Source organism: Brucella sp. 22210, assembly GCF_052045675.1.
In the GTDB taxonomy this organism is placed as follows: Bacteria; Pseudomonadota; Alphaproteobacteria; order Rhizobiales; family Rhizobiaceae; genus Brucella.
In genome coordinates this window covers 65,496-87,539 of record NZ_JBQEPD010000005.1, presented here as the reverse complement: position 1 = coordinate 87,539, position 22,044 = coordinate 65,496, and the positions used below count along the sequence as shown (strand labels likewise).

Sequence of the window (22,044 nt, the reverse complement as noted above, 5' to 3'; positions counted from 1 at the left end):
CTAACCGGATTTACGCTCATTTTTCGACATGGGCTTTGATATTGCCGACCTGCTCCTGCCAGCCGCCATCGTTCATGCGCAACGCCAAAGGCTGGCGTTCGGCGGGCAGGGCGTCGAAACCGCTTTCAACAACTGTCAGGCGCGTGCCGCTTTCGATCGGTTCAAGCTTGAACTCCACTAGCGTCGGCGGCTCCTTGGAATAATCCACGTCCGGCTCGACGGCATAAGGATGCCATGTAAAGGCGAAATAGTTCGGCGCCTTCATATCCTTGACAACGGATTCCCACCGAACATGCTCAAATCCCGGATAGGTGATGTGACCGGTCGAAGCTGCGCCAACGATGAACGGGCCATCGAGCTTGACGCGAAACCAGCTTCCAAACTCGTCATGGTCGGTCAAGGCGCGCCAAACGCGGTCAATACCTGCGCGAATGTCGACGGTCTTCTCAATGCGATCTGTCTTGTTTGCGACGGTCATGGTGTATCTCCTCCGTAATTGGCAACTCAATGGTTGCTAATTTAACGGCGTTGACAAAATAAGCAACCAAAAAGTTGCATATTTATTCCGGCAGGGGTGCCTTGTCGGGTAAAGGGAAGAGCGTGCGCAGTTTTTCCGCCAAAATGCGATCCCCTTTGACCGTCAGCAAATTGGCCTCCTCAAGCGCTGCCAATGGCTGTCCACCATAGATGGTTGCGGCGAGCATACGCGGTGCGCCCTGGAGTGAAAGATCGTATCGTTCCGGCATGCCGCGAGCGATATCCAGTGCCTCATCATGCAGGCGGGCGGTGAAATCTTCACCATCCAGTCGCAGGTGAATGATGGCATTCATCCCATGGGCGCGTCCGCTATCCAGCATGGTGCGCAGAGAAAGCAGGAACGAAACCGTTGAAATCGGCAGGTTCGGATCGTGCATTGGCGAACGCGCAGCCCAACGACCAAGCGCTTGCAGGATCGGTTCGCTTTCATAGCCCCATTCGGTGAGTTCATAGACCTGCACCGAGGCCGGCGGCGGCAATTTGGTCTTGTGGAGAATGCCGGCCAGTTCCAGCCCCTCGAGCCTTTGGGTGAGCACATTCGCGCTCACGCCCGGCAGATCGGCGCGCAAATCACTGAAGCGCTTCGGACCCAGCAGCAGTTCTCGCATGACCAGCAGCGCCCAACGTTCTCCAATTAAATCAAGGCCATGCGCGGCCGCGCACGCATCATCGTAGCTGCGCTTCGCGGCCTGTTTATCGCCTTTAGTTATTTTTTTTAACTTCATGGTTGCCTAATATAACTTATCTGTCATTATGTTCAAGCAAACTTAATCCGGACATCGCCAGAACACGCGAAAAATGTCTGGTGCTGCGGCGGGGCGCAGCGGCGACAAACAATAATAATGGATACAGGGCAGCGCCCTGCCAATGGAGGAAATGTCATGCCGAAAATGATTTTCGTAAATTTAGCCGTGAAAGACGTCGCGCGCTCGACGAGCTTCTATGAAGCCATTGGCGCAAAGAAGAATCCGATGTTCTCGGACGAAACCGCATCCTGCATGGTTTTCTCCGATACGATCCACGCGATGATCCTGGATCATGACAAGTTCAGCCAGTTCACGCCGAAGAAAATCGCCGATGCCAGTGCGGTGAGCGAAGTGCTGATCTGCCTGTCCGCCGACAGCAAGGCAGAGGTGGATGACACGGTCGAAAAGGCCGCGAAAGCTGGCGGTCGCGCTGATCCGGCGGCCAAGCAGGACTATGGTTTCATGTATGGGCGCAGCTTTGAAGATCTGGACGGTCATATCTGGGAGCTGATGTGGATGGACATGGAAGAAGCCGCCAAGGTTATGGGCTGAGCGCACAAACTGGATAAACAGGGAGGAATTGACCATGTCAGGTCTCACCATTTGCCTGTGGTTCGACGGGCAGGCGGAAGAAGCCGCCAATCATTATGTCTCGATCTTTCGCGCCTGCGGGCGACCGGCTTCAATTGATGGTTTCATCCGCTTCAAGCATGGCAACCAGCAAAACGAAGAACAGGCTGTCACCGCGAATTTCACGCTTGATGGACAGAAAATCTGTGGCCTCAACGGAGGTCCGCATTTCAAGTTTACGCCAGCGGCATCGTTGATTGTTCGCTGCAAGGATCAGGCGGAAGTGGATGCTTTCTGGGAAAAGCTTCTGGAAGGCGGGACACCGATGGAATGCAGCTGGCTGACCGACAAATATGGCTTCGCATGGCAGATCGTACCCGACATGTTGCTCGATACCATGGAAAATGGTGCGCCTGATGTGCGTCAGCGCGTGGCGGACGCCATGATGAAGATGGTCAAAATCGATGTTGCGACATTGGAAGCTGCGCGCGACGCGGCGTAACTTTTGACCGACTATCCGCGTATGGCCGCAACGGCATCATAGCCATAAAGCCAGTCCAGATCCTTCAGGAAAGTATCAGGGCGGCGCAGGGCGAACAGCATGTTGCGGCCAAACGCCATCGGTCCGGTGGCGTGATAGGCAAAGCGGTTAAGCTGACCGCGCTTGGCAACCGCCGCTATCCGTTCCTTGCGAACAGTTTCGAAGCGGCACAGCCCCGCCGATTGATCGGCGGCGTCAAGCGCTTCAGCAAGGGCGGCTGCATCCTCAATCGCCATCGCAGCGCCTTGCGCGGCAAATGGCGTGACGGCATGGGACGCATCGCCTAGAAATATGGTGCGGTTCGGCCCCAGAAACTGCGGTTCCGCCATTTCGAAAAGCGGCCAATAGGTCCAGTCTTCGGCAGCCGCCAACACATCACGAACGGGCTTGGCCCAGCTTCTATAAGCGGATTGCAGTTTTGAGCGGTCGCCGGTTTTCGACCAGCTTTCGCCGGGATTTTCGCCTGCTGTGATGGCAACGAAATTGAAAAATGTTCCGGCTTTGACCGGATAGGCGATGAAGTGAATGTCGGGGCCGAGCCAAGCGGATACGGCCTTGCGTTCTGGAAGAGCGCTCAGGAAAGAGGCGGGCAGGGCATCGGTCGCCAATGTTGCGCGCCACGCGATATGGCCGCTGAACTGCGCCTGGTCGTAACCGGCGATGGCACGCTGCGCAGACCAGACCCCGTCGCAGGCGATCAGATAGTCCGCCCCAACGATATCCGTCCCGCTTTCGCTTTTGACGGTCGCGACAATGCCAATGTCGCGGGCGGTATGATCGAGGATTTCACTGCCGATGTTGATCTGGATCACCGGATTTTCCTCGCAGGCTTGCAAAAGCGCCGATTGCAGATCGGCGCGGTGACAGGCCACATAAGAATGGCGCCAGCGGAGACGAGCCTTGTTGCCCAGTTCCATAGCGAGCAGGGGACGCGCCTTGCGTCCGTCAACAAGATAGAGTGTTTCAGGCGTTACAGTGTGAGGAACAAGTCTGTCGGCAATACCAAGGCGCTCAAGGTGACGCATTGCGTTCGGGGCCAGTTGCAGGCCCGCGCCGACTTCAGAAAGAGCGGATGCTTTCTCGATGAGCTGGATTGTCCAGCCCCGTGCTGCAAGTTCCAGCGCCGCGCTCAATCCCGCGACACCGGCTCCTGCTATCAATATGCGGCCTTTGCCCATATCGGTCTTCTTGCCCAATGCTGTGATAAGATGGGCTTAAATAATCGCTGATCAGGCCGCTTTATCGGCTGGAGCGTCGTAGGTGCAGCCTGTCGGAAGAGTTTCGTCGGCATGCAGCTTGGCATTGTAGCGATAAAGGGTCGAGCAATAGGGGCAAACCACTTCGCTTTCGTCGCCCATGTCGAGGAAGACATGCGGATGATCGAAAGGAGGGTTTGCACCGACGCACATGAATTCCTTCACACCGATTTCAATGGCACTATGACCGGCGTCGTTCTGGAAATGAGGAATGATGTGATCGGACATAATACGCTCCGGGCTGTCGTTCGCGGTATATAGCACGCTTCAGACCAGCGCGCTCAAAACTCTGCTTGCGTTTACCGCGAAACTCTTGTTTCCGGAAGCGTTTTCATCAATTCTAGGGATATTTAAGTGATTTGCTATCAAACTGTCATGCGACAGCCATAGGCTTTACGATGCGCCGGTTCTTTCCGGCAGATGCCGGATTAGGAAAAATGAACGAAAACAGTGCGTTGGCGAGCAAAACCCAGAGCGGGGCCCATGATATGACAGCTGAACCAGCCAGCACCTCCGAAATCGGCTCGGACATGCAAAACGCACCTGATGCTCACAAAGCTTTGAATGAGGATAAGATCGCGGAGCTGATGAGCAGCGCGGATCGCTTCGTCAATCGTGAGTTTTCCTGGCTCCAGTTCAACCGCCGCGTTCTGGACGAGGCCGCAAATATGCGCCAGCCTTTGCTGGAGCGTCTGCGTTTCCTGTCTATCTCGGCCACCAATCTCGATGAATTCTTCATGGTGCGCATTGCCGGTCTTGCCGCGCAGGTTCGCGCCGGTGTGGCGCTGCGCAGTGCCGATGGTCGCACACCGCAGGAACAGCTCGATTTTGTTCTGGATGAAGTGAGCCGCTTGCAGGCCGAGCAGCAGGGACGTTTCCGCATCTTGCGTGACGAGCTGGTGCAGGAAAATATCGAAATCGTTCGCCCATCGGGTTTGTCGGAACCGGAGAAGGAATGGCTGGAAAGTCATTTTCTCGAAACGATTTTCCCGGTTTTGACGCCGCTTTCCATCGATCCGGCGCACCCGTTCCCGTTCATCCCGAATCTGGGTTTCTCGATTGCTTTGCAGCTAGCGCGCCGTGCCGATAATCACCCGATGACGGCGCTGCTGCGTATTCCGGTGGCTCTGAAGCGATTCATCCAGCTGCCGACGGATCAGCAGAACGTCTATCGTTTCATCACCATAGAAGATGCGGTGAGCCTGTTTATCGGGCGACTGTTCCCCGGTTACGAAGTGCGCGGGGCAGGTACGTTCCGCATCATTCGCGACAGCGATATTGAAGTGGAAGAAGAAGCCGAAGACCTCGTACGTCTCTTCGAAACGGCGCTGAAGCGCCGCCGCCGCGGTCAGGTTATCCGCATTGAATTTGATGGCGAAATGCCGGAAGCCTTGCGCGTCTTCGTGGCGACCGAACTTGGCGTGTCCGAGAATCGCGTGAGCGTGCATGAAGGGCTTCTGGCGCTTAACATGATCTCGGAGATCGTCTCGATCCCGCGCGATGACCTGAAATTCGTATCCTACAATCCGCGTTTCCCGGAACGTATCCGCGAACATGGCGGCGATTGCTTCGCCGCGATTCGCGAAAAGGACATTGTGGTTCATCACCCTTATGAGTCGTTCGACGTTGTGGTGCAGTTTCTGCGTCAGGCGGCGGCGGACCCGGATGTGCTGGCCATCAAGCAGACGCTCTATCGCACCTCCAACGACAGCCCGATCGTTCGTGCACTGGTTGATGCGGCGGAGGCGGGCAAGTCGGTTACCGCGCTGGTCGAGCTGAAGGCGCGTTTCGATGAAGAAGCCAATATTCGCTGGGCACGCGATCTTGAACGCGCCGGCGTGCAGGTGGTTTTCGGCTTCATCGAGTTGAAAACCCACGCGAAAATGTCACTCGTCGTGCGCCGCGAAGACCAGAAGCTGCGCTCCTATGTGCATCTGGGCACGGGCAATTATCACCCGATCACCGCACGTATTTATACAGATCTGTCCTTCTTTACTTCTGATGCCGATATTGCCCGTGATGTGGCGCATATCTTCAATTTCATCACCGGTTATGCCCAACCGGCCGAAGAGATGAAAATCGCCATTTCGCCTTTCACCTTGCGGGCGCGCATTATCAAGCACATCGAGAATGAAGTGGCGCATGCCAAGGCAGGGCGACCGGCGGCGATCTGGATGAAGATGAACTCGCTGGTCGATCCACAGATTATTGATGCGCTCTACAAGGCAAGCCAGGCGGGCGTTCATATCGAGCTGGTGGTGCGCGGCATCTGCTGTCTGCGCCCGGGTGTGCCGGGCCTCTCCGACAATATTCGCGCCAAGTCGATTGTCGGGCGTTTTCTTGAGCATAGCCGCGTTTTCTGCTTTGGAAACGGGCATGATCTGCCGTCCGACAAGGCGATAGTCTATATCGGTTCTGCCGACATGATGCCGCGTAATCTCGACCGTCGCGTGGAGACGCTGGTGCCCATCACAAATGCCACAGTGCACCAGCAAATCCTGTCTCAGATCATGTTTGCCAACATAATTGATAACCAACAGAGCTATCAGCTACTTGCGGACGGCACCTCTCGCCGGATAGAAAAAGAAGAAGGAGAGGAAGCTTTCAACGCGCAGGAATATTTCATGACCAATCCCAGCCTGTCGGGTCGCGGAAAGTCGCTGAAGTCTTCGGCCCCCCGTCTTATCGCACATCGTAAGCGTGCGCAGGCGGAAAGAAAAACGACTGCATGAGTCCAGCTATAGCACAAGGCCGTCTGAAGGGTCTCAAGCCCATCGGCGTCATTGACATCGGCTCGAATTCGATCCGTCTCGTCATTTACGAAGGTATCGTCCGTTCACCGACGGTATTGTTCAACGAAAAACTCCTTTGCGGTCTCGGCAAGGGGCTGGCCAAGACAGGCCGGCTCAACGACAAGTCTGTCGATATCGCCTTGCGCGCCTTGCGGCGCTTTCGTGCGCTTGCCGAACAGGCGGGCGCGGTTTCCGTGCATGCGCTGGCGACTGCTGCCGCGCGCGAAGCGAAGAACGGCCCTGATTTCATCGCGCAGGCCGAGGCCATTCTCGGGCGGCACATTGAAGTGCTGTCCGGCAAGGAAGAAGCCTATTATTCGGCGCTCGGTATCATTTCCGGTTTTCACAAGCCTTGTGGCGTCGCGGGCGATCTGGGCGGTGGCAGCCTCGAGCTGGTGGCCGTCAACGATCACGATATCGGCGAGGGTATCACCTTGCCGCTTGGCGGCTTGCGTCTTCAGGATATGTCCGACGAAAAGCTGACCGAAGCTGCGAAGATCACGCGCACTGAACTTGCAAAGGCCTCACTCCTTGAAATGCATCAGGGACAGGTCTTCTACGCGGTTGGCGGTACATGGCGTAACCTTGCCAAGCTGCACATGACGGCCAAGCATTATCCGCTGCATGTCATGCATGGATATGAGATGGACCCGGTCGAGGCGCAGAGTTTTCTCAAGCGCGTCGCCAAGGGCAATATCGACACGATGCGCGGCATCGAGGCGGTATCGAAAAACCGTCGCCAGCTTTTGTCCTATGGCGCAACCGTGATGCTGGAAACCATCCGGCGCATGAAGCCGTCGAAGATTGTCTTCTCGGCATTGGGCGTGCGTGAAGGGTATCTCTATTCGCTGTTGCCCAAGAACGAGCAGAAACTCGACCCATTGCTCGCTTCTGCGGAAGAATTGGCGATCCTGCGGTCGCGCTCGCCGCGCCATGCGCGCGAACTGGCGGTCTGGACGACGCTTTCTCTGCCGCTGCTCGGCTATGACGAGACCGAGGATGAAGGGCGTTATCGCGAAGCTGCCTGTCTCGTGGCAGATATAAGCTGGCGTGCGCATCCGGATTATCGTGGTTCGCAGGCATTGAATATCATCGCGCACGGCTCGTTCGGCGGCATCGATCATCCAGGCCGCTCTTATATGGCGCTTGCCAATTATTACCGCCATGAAGGGCTGATCGAAGACGAAATCGCTCCGGAAATCGTGCAGCTTGCCACGCCGCGCCTGCGCGACAGGGCAAAGCTCCTCGGCGCGCTGCTGCGCGTTGTCTATCTGCTGTCAGCATCGATGCCGGGGGTCATTCCGCGCCTTTACTGGCGTGAGGAAGAAAACGGTATCGCGCTGGTCGTACCGAGCGATCTGGCCGATCTTGTATCGGATCGCCCGGAAGGCCGCTTGCAGCAGCTTGCCAAATTAACGGGAAAGAACCTCTATTTCGCGATAGGCGAAAAGGGAGGGGAATAAGGGAGTATGTTTTTACAGCCCTTTTAACCTATTCCCCTACTGCCTTATTCCCTTACTCCCCTAATTCCACCGCCCGGATACGACGGTTCTCGAACTTGATGCCAATCTTGCCGTCGATCAAGTCCAGTGCCTTCTGACCGAACACTTCGCGACGCCAGCCCTGCAAGGCTGGCACTTTCGCTTCATCACCTTCTGCTGCAATCTTGTCGATATCGTCCGAGTTGGCGACGATCTTGGCGGCTACGCCATGTTCTTCGGTTACAAGCTTCAGCAGAACCTTCAGAAGATCAGCTGCTGCGGCGCTGCCTTCCGGCGAATGCGATGGCTTGGGCAGCTTCGGCAGGTCTTCCTTCGGAATAGCAAGCGCTGACTGGATTGCGGCCACCAGACCGGCAGCCTGTGCCGAGCGTTCCCAGCCCTTGGGGATCGAGCGCAGGCGACCGAGCGCCTCGGCATCGCGCGGCTGCTGCTGCGCGATTTCGGCAATCGTGTCATCCTTGATGATACGGCCACGTGGCACGTTGCGTTCACGCGCTTCCCGTTCGCGCCATGCCGCGACGGACTGCATAATGGCAAGCTCAATGGGCTTGCGCACGCGGGCCTTCACGCGCCGCCATGCATCGTCCGGATGCAAATCATAGGTTTCGCGGGCGGTCAGCACCGCCATTTCCTCATTCACCCACTCGCTGCGACCTTCCTTCTGAAGCTCTTCCTTGAGATAGAGATAGATGTCGCGCAGATAGGTGACGTCGGCCAGCGCATAGTCGAGTTGCTTGTCTGAAAGCGGGCGTCTGCGCCAGTCGGTAAAGCGGGATGATTTGTCGAGATGCTTGCCAGTGACTTTCTGGACGAGCTGGTCGTAGGAAATCGCATCGCCAAAGCCGCAGACCATGGCCGCAACCTGACTGTCGAAGACCGGCGAGGGGATGAGGTCGCCGAGATGGAACACGATTTCGATATCCTGCCGTGCGGCATGGAAAACCTTGACGATCTTCTCGTCGGCCATCAGGCGGAAGAAAGGGGCAAGGTCGAGACCGGGCGCAAGAGCATCCACCAGTGCGGTGTGATCCGGCGAAGCCATCTGGATAAGGCACAATTCCGGCCAGAAAGTCGTTTCACGGATGAACTCCGTGTCGACAGTGACGAAATCTGACTTGGACAGGGCGGATACGGCCTCTTCGAGGGCCTCTGTGGTCGTGATGAGTTGCATGGTTTTCTTTTAGACAAAGCGACGCTGGTTGTCCCGAAAGAATGCGCAAAAGCGATAGCATAACAAGTGCAAATCGTGTTTTTTGTCGATACGTTACGTCATGCGGTCCGAACCGCGACACTTGTAGAGAGTGCAGACTTGACAAAACCCGGTCAAAATGCGTTTTTCCGCCAGAATTTGCAGCGCTTTGCCTGCACTGACTTATCTTACCAAAAGGCAGAAATCATGCACCGTTACCGCAGCCATACCTGCGCAGCCCTCCGTAAGACGGACGTCGGTTCGAACGTTCGTCTGTCCGGCTGGGTTCACCGCGTCCGTGACCATGGCGGCATTCTCTTCATCGATCTTCGCGATCATTACGGCATTACTCAGATTGTGGCCGATCCCGATTCGCCCGCTTTCAAGGTTGCCGAAACGGTTCGCGGCGAGTGGGTTATCCGCGTCGATGGTGAAGTGAAGGCCCGCGCAGGTGATGCGGTCAATACGAACCTGCCGACCGGCGAAGTCGAAATCTTCGCAACCGAGATCGAAGTTCTGGCCGCAGCCAAGGAACTGCCGCTGCCTGTCTTCGGCGAGCCGGATTATCCGGAAGATATCCGCCTGAAGTATCGCTTCCTCGATCTGCGCCGCGAAACGCTGCACAAGAACATCATGAGCCGCACCAAGATCATTGCCGCGATGCGTCGCCGCATGACCGAAATCGGCTTCAATGAGTTCACCACGCCCATCCTGACGGCTTCGTCGCCGGAAGGTGCACGCGACTTCCTGGTGCCGAGCCGTATCCACGAAGGCAAGTTCTATGCGCTGCCGCAGGCGCCGCAGCAGTACAAGCAGCTTCTGATGGTTGCCGGTTTTGACCGCTACTTCCAGATCGCGCCTTGCTTCCGCGATGAAGACCCGCGCGCTGATCGCCTGCCGGGCGAGTTCTACCAGCTCGACCTTGAAATGAGCTTCGTGACCCAGGAAGAAATCTGGGAAACGATGGAACCGGTCATGCGCGGCATTTTCGAAGAGTTTGCCGAAGGCAAGCCGGTCACGCAGACCTTCCACCGTATCGCCTATGACGATGCGATCCGCACCTATGGTTCGGACAAGCCGGATCTGCGCAACCCGATTGAAATGCAGGCTGTGACCGATCATTTCGCCGGTTCGGGCTTCAAGGTCTTCGCGAACATGATCGCCAACGACCCCAAGGTCGAAGTCTGGGCCATTCCGGCCAAGACTGGCGGTAGCCGCGCATTCTGCGACCGCATGAATTCCTGGGCGCAGAGCGAAGGTCAGCCGGGTCTCGGCTATATCTTCTGGCGCAAGGAAGGTGACAAGCTTGAAGGCGCAGGCCCGATTGCGAAGAACATCGGTGAAGAACGCACCGAAGCAATTCGCGTGCAGATGGGCCTCGACGATGGCGACGCCTGCTTCTTCGTGGCTGGTCAGCCGTCGAAGTTCTACAAGTTCGCCGGCGATGCACGCACCCGTGCCGGCGAAGAACTGAACCTCGTGGATCGCGACCGTTTCGAACTGGCCTGGATCATCGACTTCCCGTTCTACGAATGGGACGAAGACAACAAGAAGCTCGACTTCGCGCACAACCCGTTCTCCATGCCGCAGGGCGGTCTGGCTGCGCTGGAAAATCAGGATCCGCTCGCAATCAAGGCCTATCAGTACGATCTCGTCTGCAATGGCTTTGAAATTGCTTCGGGCTCGATCCGTAACCAGCTGCCGGATGTCATGGTCAAGGCCTTTGAAAAGGTCGGCCTCAGCCAGCAGGATGTGGAAGAGCGTTTCGGCGGTCTCTACCGTGCGTTCCAGTACGGCGCGCCTCCGCATGGCGGCATGGCTGCCGGTATCGATCGCGTCATCATGCTGCTGGTCGGCGCAAAGAACCTGCGTGAAATCTCGCTGTTCCCGATGAACCAGCAGGCGCTCGATCTTCTGATGAACGCGCCTTCGGAAGTATCGCCAGCCCAGCTGCGCGATCTGCATATCCGCTTGGCTCCTCCGGCTCAGAAAAGCTAAGCGCTTTTTCCGAGAATAAAAAACCCGGCCTTGAGCCGGGTTTTTTGTTGGTGCGAATCTAAAAGAAAACCCGGTGATGACACCGGGCTTTTTCGATTTTAGTTGTTGGCGTCGACGCCAACCTTCAGGAGCTGGATGATCTTCGTCGGATCGAGCGATGCGGTCGCAACGATCGATGCGAAGGTTACCGGCTGGTCAGGCGAGGCGCTGAGCGTCAGAGACTTCGGATCGGTGAAATACTTGTCCGATGCTGCCTTCAGCTGCTGTGCAAAATCCGGATTCTTCAGCTGCGTGGCCATCAGCGGAACCATCATCTTCAGCTGTTCACCAAGCGCCTTGGCGTCCGAACCCTGCTGCTTGGCATAATAGGTCAGCAGCTTTTCCGTCAGCGATGCATCATCGAAGCGGATCGTCAGGTTCTTGAGGTTCAGCTGTTCTGCAAGGCCGAGAATGGCAAGACCGGCGGCGTCCTTGTCGGCGTCCGACTTGGTCATCGCTTCCTGCGTCTTCTGCACAGCTTCGACAAAGGCCAGATCATAACCGCCAAGGCTGCCGGTGATGTTGATCTTGCCGAGGTCCTGTGCATCAACTTCCATCTGGTCGAGCGTGGCATCGCCTGACTTCGGCGACCACTGGCCCTTCATGTTGACGGCGGCCTGAAGGCTCTTCATGCCGAGCGGCTCAAGCGGGTTCTGGCCTTCCTTGCCGAAGGTGGCGTCGATGCTGGCAACCGAAGCGGTGTAGCCGATCTTCTCTGCCTTGTTCGACGTGTCGAGCGAGACGTCGACGCCCTTTACCGTGGCGCCATCCGTGCCCGGCTTGCCGAAAGCCAGTTCGTCGATCTTCATCTTGTCGTAGAGGATCATGCTGTCGAGCGGACCCTTGGCAGATTCCGAAGGAATATGCAGGTTCAGCATCGACATGCCCTTGATGCTGGCCTGATCGTTCTTGCCGTCGGTGCTGTCGAGCATGAGGTCGGGAACAGCAACCTGTCCGATGGTGAAACCGCCATCCGGTGCGTCCTGAACGTCTTCCAGCGTCACATCGCCGATTTCCACATCCTTGGGAGACAGCGTGGCGAGCTTGACCTTGGTGCCTTCGAGCACGATGTTCGAACCGTCAGCCTTCACATTGGCAAAGCTCAGTTCGCCGCCCTGCTTCGCATAAAGGGCCTTGAGGCGCTCGGCGACGGCATTGGCATCCGCAGCCATGGCGGCGCTGCCGAAAATCAGCGAAAGTGCTGTGCTTGCAGCAAAAATGCGCGCCGCTGGCTTGATATTGACGAAAACCTGCATTCGAAGCTCCTGCCTAATCTCTTGATTTTAGTGCGGCATTCATAGGCTTAAATCTTCTGATTTAACAACCCGATTTGCTTAACCTGTGCTTGCAACATAGGAAAACCTGTTTCCGATTGCTCTATAGTGCGTAAATGGCGGCAGATTTGCGACTGAAGCCTGCCTGCACGCTCCAATTTTGATTTGTGCAACTATGCAGTGGATTTCAAGCTCTGCCACGCTCTTTGCGTGCCATATTTAGCGCAGCGCACTGTAATGTACTGGTTTAGTTCTCCTGAACGCTTGCTGACGATTCGCGCACTTGGTACTGAGAAGCATGGGAAAAAGTCTGATTCCGCCGGGCGACGGCGAAGAACACATCGAACGGGTCGATCTTAAATCGGCCCTCGAGGAACGTTACCTCGCTTATGCGCTGTCCACGATCATGCATCGTGCGCTGCCGGACGTGCGCGACGGTCTGAAGCCGGTGCATCGGCGCATTATGCACGCCATGCGTCTGCTGCGTTTGAACCCGGATCAGGCCTATGCGAAATGCGCGCGTATCGTCGGCGACGTGATGGGTAAGTTCCACCCGCATGGCGATGCATCGATCTACGATGCGCTGGTGCGTCTGGCGCAGGATTTCGCGGTGCGTTATCCGCTGGTCGACGGGCAGGGCAATTTCGGCAATATCGACGGCGATAATGCCGCTGCCATGCGTTATACCGAAGCGCGTATGACCGAAGTGGCAACGCTGCTGCTCGAAGGCATCACCGAAAATGCCATCGATTTCCGTCCGACCTATAATGAGGAAGACGAGGAACCGATCGTTCTGCCGGGTGCATTCCCGAACCTGCTGGCCAATGGCTCGGCAGGCATCGCGGTTGGCATGGCAACGAATATTCCGCCGCATAACGTGGCGGAGCTGTGTTCCTCGGCGCTTTACCTGATCAACCATCCCGATGCGGGCGTGGAAGAACTCATCACCTCGCCGGAGCAATGGGAAGAGCTGAAGCGTGAGGCGGAAACCGATCCGTCCGCACTTCTGAAAGCCAAGGTGCGTGGCCCGGATTTCCCGACGGGCGGCGTTCTGGTTGAAGAACACGGCAATATTGTCGAAGCCTATCGCACGGGTCGCGGCGCTTTTCGTGTCCGCGCGCGTTGGGAAAAGGAAGAGGGCAATCGCGGCACCTGGGTGATTGTCGTCACGGAAATTCCGTATCAGGTGCAGAAGTCGCGCCTGATCGAGAAGATCGCCGAATTGCTGCTGGCCAAGAAGCTACCGCTGCTTGACGATATTCGCGATGAATCTGCGGAAGATATCCGCATTGTTCTGGAGCCGAAGAACCGCACCGTTGATCCGGAATTGTTGATGGAATCGCTGTTCAAGCTGACCGAGCTTGAAAGCCGCGTTTCGCTCAACATGAATGTGCTGTCGCACGGCAAGGTGCCGAATGTGCTGTCGCTGGGCGGCGTGCTGCGCGAATGGCTGGAACACCGCAAGGAAGTTCTGGTCCGTCGCTCGCAATATCGTCTGGCCGAGATCGAACGGCGTCTGGAAATCCTCGGCGGCTTCCTGATTGCCTATCTCAATCTGGATGAAGTCATCCGCATTATCCGCGAGGAAGACGAGCCGAAGCAGGAATTGATGCGGACATTCGAACTGACGGATGTTCAGGCCGAGTCGATCCTCAATATGCGCCTGCGTTCGTTGCGCAAGCTCGAGGAATTCGAGATCCGCAAGGAATTTGACGCCCTGACGGTTGAAAAGGCCGATATCGAAGGACTGCTCGCTTCCGGCACACGCCAGTGGAAGAAGATCAGCGCCGAGATCAAGGCGGTGCGTGAGAAGTTCGGTCCCGCAACCAAGCTCGGCAAGCGCCGCACGAATTTCGCCGAAGCGCCGACACACGATCTGGAAGACATCCACAATGCGATGATCGAGCGCGAGCCGGTCACGATTGTCGTGTCGGAAAAGGGCTGGCTGCGTGCGATGAAGGGCCATATGGCCGACTTCTCGACACTCTCCTTCAAAGAAGGCGACAAGCTGAAGCTGGCTTTCCATGCGGAAACCACTGACAAGCTTCTGTTCTTCACGACCGGCGGCAAGTTCTTCACCATCGGCGCCAATACGCTGCCGGGCGGCCGTGGCCATGGCGAGCCGATCCGCATTCTGGTCGATATGGAAAACGATCAGGACATTCTGACGGCCTTCGTTCACGATCCATCGGCAAAGCTGCTGCTGGTTTCGCATGAGGGCAATGGTTTCATCGTTCCGGAGAACGAAGCCGTCGCCAATACCCGCAAGGGCAAGCAGGTGATGAATGTGAAGGCGCCGGACGAGGCGAAGATTTGCACGCGTGTCTCCGGCGATCATATCGCGGTCGTTGGCGAAAATCGCAAGATGGTTGTCTTCCCGCTTGCGGAAATCCCGGAAATGACACGCGGCAAGGGTGTTCGTCTGCAAAAATACAAGGATGGCGGCATTTCCGACATTCGCACATTTGCGATGGCCGAAGGTCTCTCCTGGCAGGATTCGGCAGAACGGACCTTTACGCGCAACAAGGAAGAACTCGTCGAGTGGATTGGCGCTCGCGCTTCCGCTGGGCGCGTTGTCCCGAAGGGTTTTCCGCGTTCGGGCAAGTTTTGACAGGCACAGTAGCCCTCATCCTGAGGAGGTGCCCTGAGCGGAGCGAAGGGAACCGTCTCGAAGGATGTGGGTGACAAGTGCAGACCCTGTGCGTTTTCCCTCAGCCCTTCGAGACGCCGTTTTCAACGGCTCCTCAGGATGAGGGAAAATGGCTCTGCCCATCTTGGGCGAGCAATATCAGGAAAACGCTACGTTATCCTTCAAACCGCTGCCAGCCACGGGGGCCGAGATGTTCCTGCGGCGTGAAGCGGATTTTGTACTGCATCTTGCGCGATCCCTCGACCCAATAGCCGAGATAGACATGCGGCAAGCCTGCGGCTCGCGCCCGTTCGATATGGTCGAGAATCATATAGGTGCCAAGCGAACGGTCGTGCATATGCGGCGAGAAGAACGAATAGACCATAGACAGGCCGTCGGCCATCACATCGGTCAGCGCCACGGCAATCAACTCGCCGTCGCCCTTGGGATCGATAAAACTGTCAGGGCCGCGACGGCGATACTCGATGATCTGCGTGTTGACGTGGGTATCTTCAACCATCATCGCATAATCGAGCACGGTCATGTCCGACATGCCGCCTGAACGGTGGCGCGCATCGAGATAATCACGAAACAGCGCATATTGTTCGGTGCTGGGCTGCGCCTTGTGCACGCGACCAACCAGATCACGATTCTGGTTCCAGACGCGGCGCATATTGCGCGTCATCTCGAACTCTCCCGCCAGAATGCGCACGGAAACGCAGGCGCGGCAAAGCTCGCAGGCCGGACGATAGGCGATGTTCTGGGAGCGACGGAAGCCGCCTTGTGTCAGGAGATCGTTGATCTCATTGGCTTTATCGCCCACGAGATGCGTAAAGACTTTGCGCTCCATCTGCCCGTCGAGATACGGACAGGGCGACGGGGCCGTCAAAAAGAACTGCGGAGACTGTTGCGGTTGATGGGTCATTCAATATCCACGAAATGGCAATACCGAAACCATCACGATATCTGACAAGGATCGAACCGACGGCGCGAAACGTCAAGTGGCATTTTGCGCAGCCGGCTCTGAATTTTTTTGATCTTAGAGCGCATGCCGAAAAGTGCGAAGCGGTTTTCGGGACAAAATGCGCGTCAAAGAAATGATTTAATTGAACTGTGTTTCCCTCCACATCGGTTGGTGTCGGGAAACACGAAACTGTCTTTGAGCGCGATCTTAACGATCCGAACGGATGACCGCCGTGCCCAGCAGAAGATCGTGCACCGTGCGCTTGCGGTCGAGGACCAGCGTTGCCAGCAGGATCAGCGGCGTCAGCACGACATTGAGACCCCAGAACAGCACCGAGTGAACGATAGCGAGCATCGGGTCGACCATGCCGCCTTCAAGCCGGACGAGCTTGAGGTTCATCATCTGCATGCCCTTTGTGGCCTGCTGCGGGCCGCCCATGGTGCGCGAAACATAGATCAGCGCCACGATGGGGAACATGATGCCGTAAAGCATCCAGCCGATGCCAAGCGTCAGTATGCCGAACAGCGCAATGATGATTGCGGCCGGGATACACAGCAGAAAGACGATGAGATAATCGATGAGAAAAGCCATCATCCGGCGCGTACGCACGCCTTCGAAGAAAGCCCGGCTGTCGTAACGCGGAGCCATGATCTCGCCGTGCAGAATATGGTCGGACATTTTTCCTTCCAGTCGTTTAAAAAGACAACCGGAGACAAGACAACGTCCGGCGTCGCTCCGCCTTCCGGGCGGAACGTTACCAACATGGTAAATGAAGTGGGCCGTTTCAAGGAAGCTGCCAGAGAAAGCACGGGCAACCTGTCGGTGTCTGACATAAAAGACGCTATGCCAGGGCTACGAAGGGCCCGTTGCTCTTTATTCAGACACTCAGACTAACCGCGCTGTTTCAGCTTTTCAGCGACCTCAATTGCGAAATAGGTGAGGATGCCGTCGCAACCGGCGCGCTTGAAAGCCAGAAGGCTTTCCATCATCACCTTTTCTTCGTCGATCCAGCCATTGATACCGGCGGCCTTGATCATCGCGTATTCACCCGACACCTGATAGGCATAGGTGGGCAGGCGGAATTCGCTTTTCAGCCGGTGGATGATGTCGAGATAGGGCATGCCAGGCTTGACCATCAGCATGTCCGCGCCCTCGGCAATATCCTGTTCGGCTTCGCGCACCGCTTCTTCCGGGTTTGCCGGATCGAGATAATAGGTTTTCTTGTCGCCTTTCAGCAGGCCCTGCGTGCCAATGGCTTCGCGATAAGGACCGTAGAAAGCCGATGCGAATTTCGTCGCATAGGACATGATCGGGATATGGTGATAGCCGTTCTCGTCCAGCGCCTGACGGATCGCGCCGATACGGCCGTCCATCATGTCGGATGGCGCGATGATATCGGCACCGGCTTCAGCCTGCGAAAGCGCGCCGCGCACAACCATGGCCACGGATTCGTCATTGACGATCTCGCCATCGCGCAAAATGCCGTCATGGCCGTGCGTGGTGAAGGGATCGAGCGCGGCATCGGTGATGATACCAATCTCCGGTACTTCCTTCTTGATCGCGCGCACGGCACGGTTGATCAAATTGTCGGGGCTGGCGACAAATGCGCCGTCATCCGTCTTCACTTCCGCCTTTTCGCGCGGGAAGGGGGCAATGGCAGGAATGCCAAGCTTGGCGGCTTTCTCGGCCATGCGCACCGCCATATCGACCGAATAGCGCTCCACACCCGGCATTGCTTCCACTGGTTCGGAAACGCCGTTTCCGTAGGTGAGGAAGAATGGCAGGATCAGATCGTCCACCGTCAGTTGCGTTTCCTGCACCAGCCTGCGCGACCAGTCGGCCTTGCGCATACGGCGCAAACGGCAACTGCCGGTCACGTCATCGACATGTCTGCCGATATGAGGGGGGAGATATTTGGATTGACGGTCGCTCATTGAATTATTCCCGAGAATGGAAGCCGCGATGCAAATGCAATCAAAGGGCTGACTTCGGATGCGCACCGTTTATCACGGGAAAAGTGGTGAAACCAAGAAGATTGGCCGGTACGCACCTGTGTGGGATTGACGCGGGGCGTCTCACTTTCTACCCATTTGTTGGAACGGGAGACAAGATATGCAGATTGACTTTGGCGGTGGCGGCGAAATCAGCTTTGAACGCAAGGGAAAAGCCGGTCTGGTCAAGCTGACGCGGACCGCAGCGCTTAACGCGCTGACGCACAAGATGATTCTGGCGCTCGACCGCGCATTGCAGGCCTGGGAAGACGATCCGGAAGTCGCCTGCGTGATTCTCGAAGGCGAGGGCCGGGCATTCTGCGCTGGCGGCGATGTCGTCGCGGCTTACAAGGCTGGCCGTGAGGGAACGCCCGCTTACGATTTCTTCCGTGACGAATATCGGCTCAATGCCCGCATAGGCCGATTCCCCAAGCCTTATATCTCGTTGATCAACGGGATTATCATGGGCGGCGGCGCCGGCATTTCGGTGCATGGCTCGCACCGTATCGTGACCGAAAACACCATGTTCGCCATGCCGGAAACGGGAATCGGCTTCTTTCCCGATGTCGGTGGAAGCGCGTTCCTGCCGCATCTCCACGACAATTTCGGATATTATCTTGCCTTGACGGGCAACCGCATTCGCTGGGGCGATTGTCTCCAGAGCGGAATTGCCACCCACGCAGTTGCGGCCAGCGACCTGCACGACCTGCGCGATGATCTCATCGCGACTGCGGATATCGATGCGGCCCTGACGCGCAGCCAGTACCCGGATTTCGAAACATCCGCCGATACGCGGCATGTGATCAATGAGTGCTTTTCCGGTGCGACGCTCGCCGATTGCCTGCATTTGCTGGACAAGGCCGCAGCTTCGGGCAGCAAACCGGCGACGGATATTTTGAATGTGATCGCAACGCGGTCGCCGACCAGCGTGGCAGTGACCTTCCGGCAAATCGCCGACGGGCGTCCGCTCGACCTCGATGATTGCATGCGGATGGAATATCGCATCGCCAGCCGGATGCTTGAAGCCCACGACTTCTATGAAGGCGTGCGGGCGTTGCTGATCGACAAGGATGGCGCGCCGTCCTGGCAACCGGCTTCCATCGAGGATGTGAAACCGGAACAGGTAAACGCCTATTTCGTCAATCTTGGCGAAAAGGAACTGACGTTCTCATGAGGAATTGCTGATGCATATGGATGAGCTGCGCCAGCACGCGCAACCGACCGGCCTCGAATGGACATTTACCTGGTTCATTCGATTGCTGGCGCTTACCGCGCTGGCGAGCGGCGTTCTCTATTGGGTGCGGCTCATCGGTATTCATCCGGGATTGCTCTGGCGGTTCGATCTGATGCCATGGATGTGGCAGACCGCCGTTGTCGCGCTGGCTGTGTTAATGCCGGTTGCTGCAACGGGTCTCTGGATGCGGGCAACCTGGGGCCCGGTGCTCTGGTTCGTCGCCGCAATCGGCGAGATCAGCATCTATTCGGTTTTCGAGCGAAACTTTGAAAGCAGACCGCTGACGGTTACGTTCAATGCGCTGTGCATCGTCATTTATATCGTGTTCCGCGTCCTGCTGGTTCTGGAAAAACGGCGGCAGGCAAAGGCCAGCATTTCCGCCTGATCGCGGGAGCAGGTAAGTAAACATTAAGCCTGAATTTGCATTCCTCTCGGTAAGCTACTGTTAAGTCTGACTTTTAAGTCGAATTTTATGCATCTCCCCTAAAGTCCTCTCAAGACAGCGAGAAACATCGCTGCATAAAACAGGAAGAGAGCTGCATCGAGGATTTCCCGAATGCGGCTCCGACAGAGAGGCAAAGACAATGATGAATGCTCAGCGCAAGATCGACGCTCCGCTTTATGCTCCGGAAGCCGCACTCCGCAGCCTGTATCTGGAAGCCCTTCAGCTGGTAGAGCGTCTGCACCGCCGCCTGCTCGATGTTGTGAAGGATGAGTTCGACCGCAACGGTCAGCTCGACATCAACGCAACCCAGGCGCTGTTGCTCTTCAACATTGGCAATTCGGAACTGACCGCCGGTGAACTGCGCTCGCGTGGTTATTATCTCGGCTCGAATGTTTCCTACAACCTCAAGAAGCTTGTCGAAATGGGCTTCATTCATCACCAGCGTTCGCGTGTTGACCGCCGTTCGGTGCGTGTCAGCCTGACCGACAAGGGCAATGAGATCGCCAATCAGGTTGCCGCTCTTTACGAACGTCACGTCCTGTCCATCGAACAGGTCGGCGGAATTCAGGTTGAAGAATTCATGGCGATGAACAAGTCTCTGCAGCGCCTCGACCGCTTCTGGAACGACAGCATCGCTTATCGTCTCTGATAAATCGATCAGTGTTCCGGGAAGTTTGTTGCAGAACGGACACAACAGACCTGCATTTGCTGAAACGGATGGGCAATTATGCTTCGATCTTGATGCGCGTGGCTTGCAAACTGGGCCGCGCGACATGATTAAGCCATAAAAACCGACATAAGCAGTTCTCAAGACTGCACGGGCAAGAATGTGCCATCTTCCAACAGGTCGGGAGATATAAGCGGGCGCGCATGTTTGCGGGTCGCCTATCGCCTTGACACCCTGTTGCTGATATTCTCGGACGACTGCCGCCGACATTGAGCTATGAGCGGCGCGCCTTTTTGGGACCAAGCAAATGACCAAAACTGACAAGAATGCCGAAGCTTTCAAAGTGGACCGCCGTCGCTTCCTGCGCGGTGCTGCAACAGCCGGCCTTTCCGTGGCAGCCTCGGCTTTTGCAACCTCGTCCTTTGCGCAACAGGCTTTTAACGATGTCCTCGCGTCGCCGCGGCGCGGTAACTGGGATGACCAGTTCGATGCGCGCGCGACAGGCGGCCAGAAGGTTGCGACCAACCAGCCGGTTCTGAGCCAGCAGACCATCGGCAATATTCAGGGCGCTATCGCACAATATACCGATATTGCCGGTCGCGGCGGCTGGCCGACGGTTCCGGGCAATGCAAAGCTTCAGCTTGGCGCAAACGACCAGTCGGTCCAGTATCTGCGCAAGCGCCTGATGGTTTCCGGCGATCTACCGCAGGGCGCTGGTCTTTCCAATGCGTTCGACACCTATGTCGATGCCGCAGTGAAGCGCTTCCAGTCGCGTCACGGTCTGCCCGCAGACGGCGTGATGGGCCAGTTCACCTATGCAGCGATGAATGTGGACGCCAATACGCGTCTCGGCCAGCTCCAGACCAATTTGCAGCGCCTGTCGCCGCTGGTCAGCGCCGGTATGCAGGAACAGCGCTTCGTGATGGTGAATATTCCCGCCGCACGGATTGAAGCCGTTGAAAACGGCGGTGTCATGCAGCGTCACACCGCCGTTGTCGGCAAGATCGACCGCCAGACCCCGATTCTCAATTCGAAGATTCACGAAGTTATTCTCAATCCTTACTGGACGGCGCCGAAGTCGATCATCCAGAAGGACATCATTCCGTTGATGCGGAAGGACCCGCAATATCTGGCCAAGAACAAGATCCGTCTTTACGATCAGTCGGGTCAGGAAGTTGCGCCGGAAACCATCGACTGGAACACGGATGATGCTGTGAAGCTGATGTTCCGTCAGGATCCGGGCAAGATCAACGCCATGTCCTCGACCAAGATCAACTTCCACAACCAGTATGCCGTCTACATGCACGATACGCCGCAGAAGAGCTATTTCAACAAGCTCATGCGTTTCGACTCGTCGGGCTGCGTGCGCGTGCAGAATGTTCGCGATCTGGACGTATGGCTGCTGAAGAACACGGCTGGCTGGGATCGTCAGAACATCGAAGAAACGATCCGTTCGGGCAACAATACGCCTATTCAGGTTGTTGATCCTGTGCCGGTGCACTTCGTTTATATCTCGGCCTGGTCAACTGGCGACGGTGTCGTGCAGTTCCGCGATGACATCTACAAGATGGACGGCGCGGCATCGCTGGCGCTTGGCACCGACACCTGATTATTCGGTATTTCTTACTGAGCAAGAGCCGCCTCGAACATTCGGGGCGGCTTTTTTAGTT

At 56.7% G+C, this 22,044-nt stretch carries 19 protein-coding genes; 10 read left to right on the top strand and 9 right to left on the bottom strand.

All coding sequences use genetic code 11. The features are described 5' to 3' along the window. Positions 1-16: 16 nt before the first annotated feature. Entirely contained in the window at positions 17-478 is a 462-nt protein-coding gene (locus tag ACTJKP_RS08955; RefSeq protein ID WP_078340483.1) for an SRPBCC family protein, read from the bottom strand. 82 nt (positions 479-560) lie between these two features. After that, positions 561-1,262 (bottom strand): winged helix-turn-helix transcriptional regulator, encoded by a 702-nt coding sequence (locus ACTJKP_RS08950; protein ID WP_440630380.1) that lies wholly within the window; start codon positions 1,260-1,262, stop codon positions 561-563. Positions 1,263-1,418: 156 nt separating this feature from the next. Between ACTJKP_RS08950 and ACTJKP_RS08945 the strand changes: the two genes are divergently transcribed. Both ACTJKP_RS08945 and ACTJKP_RS08940 read left to right on the top strand, forming a co-directional pair. Next, positions 1,419-1,835: a VOC family protein gene (locus tag ACTJKP_RS08945; protein ID WP_078340485.1), complete on the top strand. Its 417-nt coding sequence runs from the start codon at positions 1,419-1,421 to the stop codon at positions 1,833-1,835. A gap of 34 nt (positions 1,836-1,869) precedes the next feature. Next, positions 1,870-2,355, top strand: coding sequence for a VOC family protein (locus tag ACTJKP_RS08940; protein WP_078340486.1), 486 nt, complete (start codon positions 1,870-1,872; stop codon positions 2,353-2,355). Between the two features lie 11 nt (positions 2,356-2,366). On the opposite strand, the gene ACTJKP_RS08935 is transcribed toward ACTJKP_RS08940, so the two are convergent. Next, positions 2,367-3,572 (bottom strand): FAD-binding protein, encoded by a 1,206-nt coding sequence (locus ACTJKP_RS08935; protein WP_440630379.1) that lies wholly within the window; start codon positions 3,570-3,572, stop codon positions 2,367-2,369. 51 nt (positions 3,573-3,623) lie between these two features. Continuing rightward, positions 3,624-3,878, bottom strand: coding sequence for a zinc-finger domain-containing protein (locus ACTJKP_RS08930; RefSeq protein WP_440630378.1), 255 nt, complete (start codon positions 3,876-3,878; stop codon positions 3,624-3,626). A 260-nt stretch (positions 3,879-4,138) separates the two neighbouring features. On the opposite strand from ACTJKP_RS08930, the gene ACTJKP_RS08925 reads away from it, so the two are divergent. Both ACTJKP_RS08925 and ppx read left to right on the top strand, forming a co-directional pair. Then, a complete protein-coding gene (locus ACTJKP_RS08925) occupies positions 4,139-6,382 on the top strand; it encodes an RNA degradosome polyphosphate kinase (protein ID WP_440630377.1) in 2,244 nt (747 codons plus the stop codon). Continuing rightward, entirely contained in the window at positions 6,379-7,905 is a 1,527-nt protein-coding gene (gene ppx, locus ACTJKP_RS08920; RefSeq protein WP_440630376.1) for an exopolyphosphatase, read from the top strand. The genes ACTJKP_RS08925 and ppx overlap by 4 nt, the downstream gene beginning before the upstream one ends. A gap of 52 nt (positions 7,906-7,957) precedes the next feature. On the opposite strand, the gene rnd is transcribed toward ppx, so the two are convergent. Then, positions 7,958-9,115, bottom strand: coding sequence for a ribonuclease D (gene rnd / locus ACTJKP_RS08915; RefSeq protein WP_078340490.1), 1,158 nt, complete (start codon positions 9,113-9,115; stop codon positions 7,958-7,960). Between the two features lie 225 nt (positions 9,116-9,340). On the opposite strand from rnd, the gene aspS reads away from it, so the two are divergent. After that, the gene (gene aspS / locus ACTJKP_RS08910) at positions 9,341-11,131 is read left to right on the top strand and encodes an aspartate--tRNA ligase (RefSeq protein WP_440630375.1); all 1,791 of its coding nucleotides are present in this window, start codon (positions 9,341-9,343) and stop codon (positions 11,129-11,131) included. Positions 11,132-11,229: 98 nt separating this feature from the next. Here aspS and ACTJKP_RS08905 read toward each other — a convergent pair whose 3' ends face one another. Beyond that, positions 11,230-12,426, bottom strand: a complete 1,197-nt coding sequence (locus tag ACTJKP_RS08905; RefSeq protein ID WP_440630374.1) for a hypothetical protein — start codon at positions 12,424-12,426, stop codon at positions 11,230-11,232. A gap of 316 nt (positions 12,427-12,742) precedes the next feature. Here ACTJKP_RS08905 and ACTJKP_RS08900 point away from each other — a divergent pair, with 316 nt between their 5' ends. Next, positions 12,743-15,055, top strand: a complete 2,313-nt coding sequence (locus ACTJKP_RS08900; RefSeq protein ID WP_440630373.1) for a DNA topoisomerase IV subunit A — start codon at positions 12,743-12,745, stop codon at positions 15,053-15,055. Positions 15,056-15,248: 193 nt separating this feature from the next. Here the strand turns inward: ACTJKP_RS08900 and ACTJKP_RS08895 are convergent, their stop codons facing one another. From ACTJKP_RS08895 to hemB, 3 genes are all read right to left on the bottom strand, one after another. Next, complete coding sequence (locus ACTJKP_RS08895; protein ID WP_078340494.1) at positions 15,249-15,998, bottom strand: arginyltransferase; 750 nt, start codon at positions 15,996-15,998, stop codon at positions 15,249-15,251. A gap of 246 nt (positions 15,999-16,244) precedes the next feature. Then, a complete protein-coding gene (locus tag ACTJKP_RS08890) occupies positions 16,245-16,715 on the bottom strand; it encodes an RDD family protein (protein WP_078340495.1) in 471 nt (156 codons plus the stop codon). Positions 16,716-16,927: 212 nt separating this feature from the next. Beyond that, a complete protein-coding gene (gene hemB, locus ACTJKP_RS08885; RefSeq protein WP_440630372.1) occupies positions 16,928-17,971 on the bottom strand; it encodes a porphobilinogen synthase in 1,044 nt (347 codons plus the stop codon). Positions 17,972-18,149: 178 nt separating this feature from the next. Between hemB and ACTJKP_RS08880 the strand changes: the two genes are divergently transcribed. From ACTJKP_RS08880 to ACTJKP_RS08865, 4 genes are all read left to right on the top strand, one after another. Beyond that, complete coding sequence (locus tag ACTJKP_RS08880) at positions 18,150-19,202, top strand: enoyl-CoA hydratase/isomerase family protein (protein WP_440630371.1); 1,053 nt, start codon at positions 18,150-18,152, stop codon at positions 19,200-19,202. A 10-nt stretch (positions 19,203-19,212) separates the two neighbouring features. After that, positions 19,213-19,647, top strand: coding sequence for a DUF6163 family protein (locus ACTJKP_RS08875; RefSeq protein ID WP_078340498.1), 435 nt, complete (start codon positions 19,213-19,215; stop codon positions 19,645-19,647). A gap of 199 nt (positions 19,648-19,846) precedes the next feature. Next, entirely contained in the window at positions 19,847-20,356 is a 510-nt protein-coding gene (gene ldtR / locus ACTJKP_RS08870; protein WP_078340499.1) for a transcriptional regulator LdtR, read from the top strand. Between the two features lie 325 nt (positions 20,357-20,681). Continuing rightward, positions 20,682-21,983 (top strand): L,D-transpeptidase family protein, encoded by a 1,302-nt coding sequence (locus ACTJKP_RS08865; RefSeq protein WP_078340500.1) that lies wholly within the window; start codon positions 20,682-20,684, stop codon positions 21,981-21,983. Positions 21,984-22,044 lie beyond the last annotated feature (61 nt).